The 8,405-nt window shown below is 55.4% G+C and carries 8 protein-coding genes and 1 pseudogene; all 9 read right to left on the bottom strand.

All coding sequences use genetic code 11. The features are described from left to right. Window positions 1-47: 47 nt before the first annotated feature. Entirely contained in the window at window positions 48-872 is an 825-nt protein-coding gene (locus AB7E65_RS10460; protein ID WP_428745846.1) for a sulfotransferase family protein, read from the bottom strand. A 187-nt stretch (window positions 873-1,059) separates the two neighbouring features. Then, entirely contained in the window at window positions 1,060-2,196 is a 1,137-nt protein-coding gene (locus AB7E65_RS10455) for a glycosyltransferase family 4 protein (protein ID WP_428745845.1), read from the bottom strand. A gap of 7 nt (window positions 2,197-2,203) precedes the next feature. Beyond that, on the bottom strand, window positions 2,204-2,812 hold the full coding sequence (locus AB7E65_RS10450) for a D-sedoheptulose 7-phosphate isomerase (protein ID WP_235605411.1): 609 nt from the start codon (window positions 2,810-2,812) through the stop codon (window positions 2,204-2,206). Continuing rightward, window positions 2,812-3,546, bottom strand: coding sequence for a lipopolysaccharide kinase InaA family protein (locus AB7E65_RS10445; protein ID WP_083558746.1), 735 nt, complete (start codon window positions 3,544-3,546; stop codon window positions 2,812-2,814). The genes AB7E65_RS10450 and AB7E65_RS10445 overlap by 1 nt, the downstream gene beginning before the upstream one ends. Next, a complete protein-coding gene (locus AB7E65_RS10440) occupies window positions 3,536-4,489 on the bottom strand; it encodes a glycosyltransferase family A protein (RefSeq protein ID WP_320360975.1) in 954 nt (317 codons plus the stop codon). The genes AB7E65_RS10445 and AB7E65_RS10440 overlap by 11 nt, the downstream gene beginning before the upstream one ends. 42 nt (window positions 4,490-4,531) lie before the next feature. Continuing rightward, complete coding sequence (locus AB7E65_RS10435) at window positions 4,532-5,794, bottom strand: polysaccharide pyruvyl transferase family protein (protein WP_428745844.1); 1,263 nt, start codon at window positions 5,792-5,794, stop codon at window positions 4,532-4,534. A 30-nt stretch (window positions 5,795-5,824) separates the two neighbouring features. Next, the gene (locus AB7E65_RS10430; protein ID WP_428745843.1) at window positions 5,825-6,661 is read right to left on the bottom strand and encodes a lipopolysaccharide kinase InaA family protein; all 837 of its coding nucleotides are present in this window, start codon (window positions 6,659-6,661) and stop codon (window positions 5,825-5,827) included. A 132-nt stretch (window positions 6,662-6,793) separates the two neighbouring features. Continuing rightward, window positions 6,794-7,960 (bottom strand): glycosyltransferase family 4 protein, encoded by a 1,167-nt coding sequence (locus tag AB7E65_RS10425; protein ID WP_320360972.1) that lies wholly within the window; start codon window positions 7,958-7,960, stop codon window positions 6,794-6,796. A gap of 104 nt (window positions 7,961-8,064) precedes the next feature. Then, window positions 8,065-8,405, bottom strand: a pseudogene (locus AB7E65_RS10420) (hypothetical protein); the annotation flags it as partial.

Genomic DNA, 8,405 nt, shown 5'->3' with positions numbered 1-8,405 from the left:
CTACTACCGGCCTGTATATTTTAAAAGATCAATGTGATTTCATTATGTTACGCCGCCCAAGCAGGTGCGAAAGTTGAGTTATTATTCTGATAATTAATTATTGTCGATTTCATAAGTTCAATATCTTCATTTGAAAGTTTATTTTTCTTGTATAAAGATTCCTTGGTCACAAAAGGCATAACAAACTTGTTTTTAACATTTAAAAATTCTGAGATTCTTCGCATTTGGTCTTCCCCGGCATTACATAAATCTTCATAATTAACGATTACAAGTCGATCTCCCAGAATCGGCTTCAATTCGCCGAGACGTTTTACATGAGAAATCCAGCGCAGGGCACTTTTTTCTGCAATGCTCATTGTTACATAACGTTCCCTGTCCGCGACACCTATCCCCAAAAACGGATTGGGCAGAGGAAAAGACTCCCACTTGTCAAACCATCCGCTCACCCCCGCATGCTGCGTGGTGGAATAGGCCACGGAAAAAGGATCTCTTATGATCCCGACAAACATTGACCCGGGAATGTTTTCTGCGATCTTGTCGGCCAACCACAGGTTGGGATGGCTTTGGTCAACAAAGATCTTCGGCGAGGCAACCTTCATGAGTTGCTTATACTTTTTCAGAACACGCTGTATCTTCTCCGCATCCCTGCAATTGTTCAATGCCAGGTCAACAACATCTCTGAAAACATAGGGGTTTTCCTTGCCGCCCATAAGGTCGGTAAATTCCGGATGGCTGATCAGGCATTGGGTTAGAAAATGGGTCCCCGACCGGCCGGTGCCTAAAATAAAAAGACCTCTTCCCGAGGAGTTTTTGGCAAGTTGCGCCTTTATATACCACGACAGTTCTCTTTTTAACCTGTTAATGCTTCTCACGTCATCCCCCACATGCTATGCCTTGCAGCCTTACGCGGAAATTGAATTTCGGTGCGCGACTCCTTCAGTGATCCGGCGCGTTTTTTTAAATGTCCCGGGTGGCCACAGAGTACCGCTTGACCCCGGAAAAATCCATTGGCGCATAGTGTTTCTTGGCTCCTGCCCCTTCCGTCAGGCAACCTGTGTTTCACCGGCGATGCCACGGTCTCTCGATTGGCGTCATGGCGGCAAGAACCTCCAACGTCCGGCCGGCATTGAGTTCAATGGTAAACCGCTCGGCGCACAACCTGGCCCGGCTTGCCATGTCGAGGCGCCGTTCCGGTGCCAGACGGCCGAACCGGGCGATGCCGGCCACGATCTGGGGCATCAGCGGACGGAGCGAATCCAGGATATAGCCGGTTTCTCCCTCGGTGAGAATTTCCGAGGCGCCGTTGTTGGTGGTTGTCATGACCGGCAGCCCGCAGGCCAGCGCTTCCAGGCAGACATTCGCAAAAGGGTCGCTCAGGGTAGGCAGCACCAGCAGATCGGCATCGGTGTAGCAGGCCCGGGGATCACTGAGCGCCCCGCAAAACTCCACATCACGCGACACGCCAAGTCTTTCGGCCTTTTTTCGAAAGGGACGCGGATCGTCCTTACCCACCACGCTCAGGTGGCAGCTAATTCCCAGTGTTTTCAGCTCGGCGAGAGCCTCGATCACAAACCCAAGTCCCTTGCGGGTAAAGTCGTGGGAGACGAACAGCAGCTTCAGCGGCGCATCGAACGATCCGTGCGACGGCAGCGGACGGAACAGGCTGGTATCGACACCGTTGTACACGACCTGAATACGCTCGGCCGGATAATCGCCGCAGGCCAGCAATTCATTGCGCACCCATTGCGAATTGGTGATGATCACGCCGGTCTGCCGGGCATCTCGGATGGCGTTTTCCAGCGCCAATATGGTACGGTGGCGGGGATTGAGCCTTTCCAGTCGGTTGCGAAACCGTCCCGTGTAGCGCACATCCAGCCAGCTGTTGTGCAAAGGATCGCTGACCCGGAAGGCATCGGCGGGATAGGTGCGGCTCAAAGCGTAGACACGATCGACCTTCAGCCGCTCCAGGGCCCGCTGGCTGTTGTGATGAAAAGACAGATTGCGGGCAGCCGAGGTCCGGTTGCTCACCGGAATCGGCACATGGATCAGGTCGGGATGGATATCACGATCGCATTCATGCGCCAGCACCCACACCCGGTGCCCCATTTCAGCCAGACAGCGGCACAGGTTGGCGCAGTAGCGCTCCGCTCCGCCTTTTCTCAAACTGCATTCCTTGCGCACTACCGCAATGTTCATGTTGCCATCATCCCTTGCCCGGCGATGCGGGGCAGGAGGGATCGAAAGGAGCGAACAAGGCCTTTTCCAGCAGATCGCAAATCAGGTGCAGCACAGCGCCATGGGCTGTCTGGATATAGGGCGTGTGGTGTTCCTCAATGGTCAGGTTGAGATCCACGATGGAGGCGATACTGCCGCCGTCGCGCCCCAGAAGGCCGATGGTTTTGCACCCGATCCGGTTGGCGGCGGTCAGGGCGTGAAAAACATTGTTGGATCGGCCGCTGGTGCTGATACCGATCACAACATCCCGGGGCTCCGCGAGGGCCTCGACCTGCCGCTTGAAAATCTCGTCGAAACCGTAATCATTGCCCACCGCGGTCAGAATGGAAGTGTCCGTGGTCAGGGCGATGCAAGGCAAAGCCTTGCGTTCCATCAGAAACCGCCCCACCAGTTCCGCCGCAAAATGCTGGGCATCCGCCGCCGACCCGCCGTTGCCCATGATCAGGATCTTGCCGCCATCGCGCAGGGCTTCGCACAGCGCCTCGATGCTTAGCCAAATTTCCTCGGATTTATCGCGTCCGACCCGATCGATCACATCCCGCAATTGTTGAAAGTACTCCTGCATCGCGGTTATCATTACCGAATGTCTCCTTGGTTGTTGGTCAATGCAACCCGCCAATGATGGCGAAACAGTTGCATGCATTCCGCGCCTGCCCCGCTGCGTGAAAGGTCGCGAAGAAAATGGCCGATATCCCGTTCCGCCCGGGCCGGCGCAAGGCGCGGGTAGCGCCGGGTGCAATCCAGGTCCACCAGCCAGAAGCGGAGTTCTCCCGGACGGTTTTCACCGACAAGGATATTTCGCCAGTTGCTGTCGCCGTGCACGATATGCGCCCGGTGCAAGCGTCCCATGATCCCGCCCAGGCGTCGCAGATAAAGCCAACGTCCCTCGGCATCGAGTTCGGGCCATACGGCCAGCAGCGGGCGAACGCCCTCCAGAAAGGGGCACAGCAGGTAACTGCGACCAAGCAGACCGGCTTGCCTTTCCTCCAGGCAGGCCAGCGGTTCCGGTGTCGACACGCCGACCGAATGCAGCCATTGGCCTGCCCGCAGCGAACGCAGAGCCCGGGAAGCTCGGAAAACATTCTTGATCCGGTAAAAAGCCCCCTGGCAATCGTAACGTTTGAGCAAATAGGCCCGGCCATTTATCGCCACTTTGGCAAGGTGGCGGGGATTGCCCTCGCGTCCCGAAGAAATGCACTCTCCCCTCTCAAGCAGACGGTCGGGATCCGGCAACAGCGCTGCCCTTAAATCCTTCTGGCTGGGGGCATCGGGAAAATAGCAACGATACGTCCCGTGCCGCTCAGACATCATGGGTTTCGGCAGCGTCCGGCGGATCGGACGCCCCCCCTTCTGATTTCCCGAAACAACGTAAAAACCTGAGAAGGTATCCCGCTTTGAACAGATAGCACGGCGCAGTTTTCAGCATCTGTCCATAATAAGATCGGGCCAGGGCGTAATTGCCATGCAGATAATGGGCGCGAAACAACCGCAGGCAGCGATCGGCCCGATACCGGCTGCGCAACTTCATCTGGGCGGATGTCAAACGCGCCGCATCGAACAGGGCATCGACGCTGCGCAAGCCGGTTTCCTCGATGCGCCCGAGGTTGCCGCGCAGGCTGGCGGGATGACGGATTTTTTCGACCAGGATCCGCGCCACGGGTACCACCTTGCAGTTTGCGACGAGGTGGCCGAAAAAGGCCACATCCTCGTTGATATGAATGCCCTCCGGAAACCTTATATCCCCCAGCGAAGATTTGCGCACCACCACCGCGCCGGTGGTAAGGCTCCTGAGTTCCTTGCGCAGAAACCGCCTGAAATTTTCTGTCCGGCAGACAGCCACCTTGCCGGGCAGTTTATCCGAACCGCAGCCATCCTCGGCCATTGAACGGTAGCCGCCGAAAAACAGCTCTCCCCGCGGATGTTGCCGCACCGTCTGCCGCATCTGCTCTAAGGCCCCGGCCGCCAGCCTGTCGTCGGAATCGAGAAACCAGACAAAATCCCCACGGCTGTCGGCGATACCATGATTGCGGGCCGCGGCCGGCCCCTGGTTGTGCTGGCAGAGGTAACGCAGTCGCCCGGTGGGCAACTGCCGATAGCGTACGAATGCCTCGACCACGGCCCGGGTGTCGTCCGTGGATCCGTCATCCACAACCACAATCTCGTAGTCGTCTCCCGGCTGATCCACAATGGAAGCCAGGCATCTTTCGATGAACCGACCGTAATTATAGGTAGGTATGACAATAGACCATTGCATGGCAGCTGTCCGTGGCAAGTGTTCGGTTCGATCAAGGACGCGTCATCGCGTCGCCGGCAGCAGCGCGCCAACCACCGCCTTCTCCATGGCGCGAGCGCCCGACAGGATGCGTTGATGCACGCTCTGCCGATATTGAGCGTTTTGCAGCAGGGATGTCAACTGTTCAAGACGCTGGCGGCGCAGACGCCGATCTTCGAGTTCTTCGGCGTACACGTAATATTCCAACGCGTCATTCATGCCGTAGAACACCTGACGTTTATCACGCCAGGCAAACCTGCTGCCGCTGTTGATGTTATCTGCATCCGCGACCAGGGCCTGACCGATGCAGACGGCCGGCACCCCCAGCCGCCAGGCGTTCACGCAGACATGATAGGTATCGGAAATGACCAGCTGGTAGCGTCCCAGCATCCGGTACAGATCGCCAGGGGTCGGCGGCGCGGTGTGGGACAGAACCTCCATGCCGGGAAACCAGAACCGGATTTTTTCACGCATGCGGCCAAACCCTTTGGTCAACCCCCAGGGCAGCCATTGGCCGCGCACTCCCAGCCGGTTGCACAGCTCCCGGGCAAAACGGGCCATAAGCGCCGGGCGGCATTTGTTGCGTCCGAAAAAAATGCCGGCCCGGCCAGCGCCGCTTGCAATGTCCGCGTGCCAGTCGCTGCACGGCAGCGCTTCCAGATCTTCGGGCAGCAGCAGCAGGGAACAGTCGCACCCCAAATAATTCGTGGAATAATCATCGCGCAATTCGGATATTTTCGCCGCCGAATATACATCGCGCATGCGCACCGCCGCCGCCTGCCGGAAAAACCTCCGGACTTCGGCGCCATAACCGGCATCCAGATAATGCTCGGGACGGTTGAAAAGCAGATTGCCGCCAAAAGCCATGACTTTGGGCCAGATCTCCGCCGGAGCGTGCCGCAGGAAATAGTGATCCCTTACCCAATCCAGCGCTGCGCCGGCATTGGTGGTTACACCGATTTTGACCAGTCGCCGCGCGGCGGACTGATGATAATCGGCACTGTGCAGAAAATCCCCCCAGAAGACGATTTTGTCACTGTGGAAGATTTCCTGCAGATGTTGACGCAACCCCCTGTAGGCAAAGGGCAGGCTCTGGCGGGCATGGATTTCGGCCTGCAGCGCGCGATCGGCACGGGCGTGCAATTCGTCGGCGGTGTAGAGTTGATAATAAGCCACCCGCTCGGCAAATCCATGGCGGCGGCTCAGAGCATGAAAAGCGAAATCGACGCTCGCCATGCCGGGATTGGGCCGGGGAGCCGGTGCGCAGATGACACTGATTTTTGGCATGGTCCGTTTCCTTTGCCGACGCCTCCGGGATCAGGCTATCTCTCCGCGACGGCGCCGCCGGGCCAGAAGTTTGACATCGTGACGGGCGATGCGTGAAGTTTTGGCCAACACCGCCCGCACCAGTTGTTTTTCCTCGAAGCCCAGGGTAGAACACCCGAAATAGGCATGCAAAAAACGCATTCTGTCGGTGCGGCTGACACCCGGGACACGGCTGGCGGCGTAATTGAGCTGCGCCAGGTCCTTGATACAAAAATGCCGGGCACGCCAGGGACGATGCAGAACACGCTGCAGGTCGATCAGGTGCAAAACATCGCCGGGACCAAGGAAAACGTGGCTCAGATAAAAATCCTGATGATACAGCCCATGGCCATGCAGCCGCCCCGCAAAGGCCCCCAACTGGCGAAAAATGCCGCGTTTGCGAAACCGCGCGGCAGGCGACGGCAAATCAGGCAATTCCTTGCCCAGCACCTGGTCCAGCGGCTGGCACCGGTACAACTCCTCCGTCACGCTGAAAGAGCTGGTTTCAAATCCCCAGAAGGGCCGTTCCCCGAAAGCGATGGGCACCAGGGTCGACACGCCGGATTCCCTCACCCGCGCAATATTGCGCCACTCCCGAAGCGCGCCGCGAACCGGGAGCCGCAATCGCACCAGCCCTTTGAGGAATTCAACCCAATGAAAACGGTTGCGCTTGAGATAGAAAGCCCGCTCTCCAATGGCAATGCGCACCGTGGACCGTCCCCTTTTATGGCAGACGCGCCGGCCTCCGGCATAATCCATGAAGTCCCTGAAGCTGCGCAGTCCGGCTTGTTCGAGCACGGGGCGGGCGTCCGGGATGATCGTCACCCGTTCTGTTGCTGGCGGCGTCATTGTCCTGTCCTTTAAAAGTACCGGGCGCGACTTAAACGCCCCCGACACTGGTCTTGTACCGCCATGGCTGCCTGGCAGGGCATGGCAGATAAATTCACAAACGCAAAACCCGCGCTGGGTTTCCGAAAAAAATCACCCGTCTTGAAGGAGGTATTCGTACATCCGGACCACAGCGGCGGTATTGTTTGGCTGATTGTAACGCTCCAGAATCCTGGATCTCAGAACGGGGTCGATGTTTCTCCCGCATTCATATACCCTGGTCATGGCTTCGCACAAAGCTCGGCAATTTTTTTCCTCGACAACAATGGCCGTTGCTTGATCCCCCCCCAGAACAACCTCCTGCATACCGCCTGAATCGGTCACAATAACCGGCAGACCGACAGCCACGGCCTCAAGAATGGAAACGCCGAACGATTCCGCCTGCTTCGTTTTATGATCCGTTATGGACGGTTGCACATAAAGGTCATGTTCCTTCAATATCGCCGGTATCGATTCATGCGGCACACTCTCCAGGACGGTAACCTTGTCCTGCAGGCCCAGGTCGTTTATCAGTTGAAGGAGGGCCGGTTTTCTTTCCCCGTATCCGACAAGGGTCAGCGCAACATCACAGTCAACCCGGCCCGAAAATTCCCTGAAGGCTTTTATCAGGTAATCCTGCCCTTTCCATGCGGTAAAACGGGCGATATTTATGATCTTGAAGGAAGAATGCCCGTCATTTTTTCTGACACGGTAAAATCCGTTGAAATCGCACCGAAAACCATTGGGATTGACAACGATTTTATCGGGTTGAATGCCGAAATTCGAGACTGCAAGGTTTTTAAGAAATAAAGTAGGCGTAGTGAATGCGACTTTTTTCTTCAGGGAAGTTCTTTGTATTTGAGACTTATACGACGCATCCTCAAAAGGTGTTTTTAAAACATCGGTCCCGTGAAAGGCAATGAGCAGCGGAAGATCGATTTTTATTTTATCGAGAATCGAGGCTACATAAAAGCCACTTTTTCCAAAATGGCAATGAATCACATCAGGGGCGAACTTCCGAAGGATTTCCTTCCAGACCTTTGTGGAAAGGGCATATTTGTAGTATCCGTGCTTTCGAAGAAACCGCTGCATCTCACGATAAAAAAAGGATTTCTTTTCGGATAATTCGAATACGGGAGCAAAAGGCCGCCCTTCGGCATTAACTCTTTTATGTGTTACTACAAAATTCTCAATCCCCCCGGATTGAAGATCAATGATCTGATTGTAAACAAAAGTCTCCGAAAGGGGAGAAAACTGCTTGACGTAATGCAGAACCCTCATGGTTTCCCCAGTGTTGTCAAACTCCAGTCAAAATGTGTGTGAATGCAGGATCGCACTATGAAAAACAGTGAGTTTGTTTAAACATTCATATTATTGAAAATAAACTAAACCTTGAGAAGACCAAAGACTTTCTTCCGGTTACGCCAGGTCAAAAGGACCAGAAGTTTTAAAAACCCGGGATTGAAATTATTGGCCTCCAAACATGCAACAGTTGCATTTTTACGCTGATGGCACGTCATCAGGCGGGAATGCTTTTTGTAAAACTGTATCACTCCTATTCTTCGGGCTTTTGAGTTGGAAATCCTTTCTCGTTCCGAAGACTTGTCACAATAGTAGGTCTTGGCGGATATCTGCAGGGCTTTTCCGAATTCATCAAGGATTCTAACCCATAAATCATAATCCTGCCGGGCCCGCAATTTGATATCAAATCCGCCTACTGCCATTA

Origin of the sequence: Syntrophotalea sp., from assembly GCF_050253115.1 — a bacterium.
Lineage (GTDB): Bacteria > Desulfobacterota > Desulfuromonadia > Desulfuromonadales > Syntrophotaleaceae > Syntrophotalea > Syntrophotalea acetylenica.
Note: the sequence above shows the minus strand (reverse complement) of the source record. Positions and strands in the feature narration are given on the sequence as shown.

Coding starts and splice junctions, on each gene's coding strand:
- AB7E65_RS10455 (WP_428745845.1), bottom strand. CDS start 2,196: ATGAACATTGCGGTAGTGCGCAAGGAATGCAGTTTGAGAAAAGGCGGA.
- AB7E65_RS10450 (WP_235605411.1), bottom strand. CDS start 2,812: ATGATAACCGCGATGCAGGAGTACTTTCAACAATTGCGGGATGTGATC.
- AB7E65_RS10445 (WP_083558746.1), bottom strand. CDS start 3,546: ATGATGTCTGAGCGGCACGGGACGTATCGTTGCTATTTTCCCGATGCC.
- AB7E65_RS10440 (WP_320360975.1), bottom strand. CDS start 4,489: ATGCAATGGTCTATTGTCATACCTACCTATAATTACGGTCGGTTCATC.
- AB7E65_RS10435 (WP_428745844.1), bottom strand. CDS start 5,794: ATGCCAAAAATCAGTGTCATCTGCGCACCGGCTCCCCGGCCCAATCCC.
- AB7E65_RS10430 (WP_428745843.1), bottom strand. CDS start 6,661: ATGACGCCGCCAGCAACAGAACGGGTGACGATCATCCCGGACGCCCGC.
- AB7E65_RS10425 (WP_320360972.1), bottom strand. CDS start 7,960: ATGAGGGTTCTGCATTACGTCAAGCAGTTTTCTCCCCTTTCGGAGACT.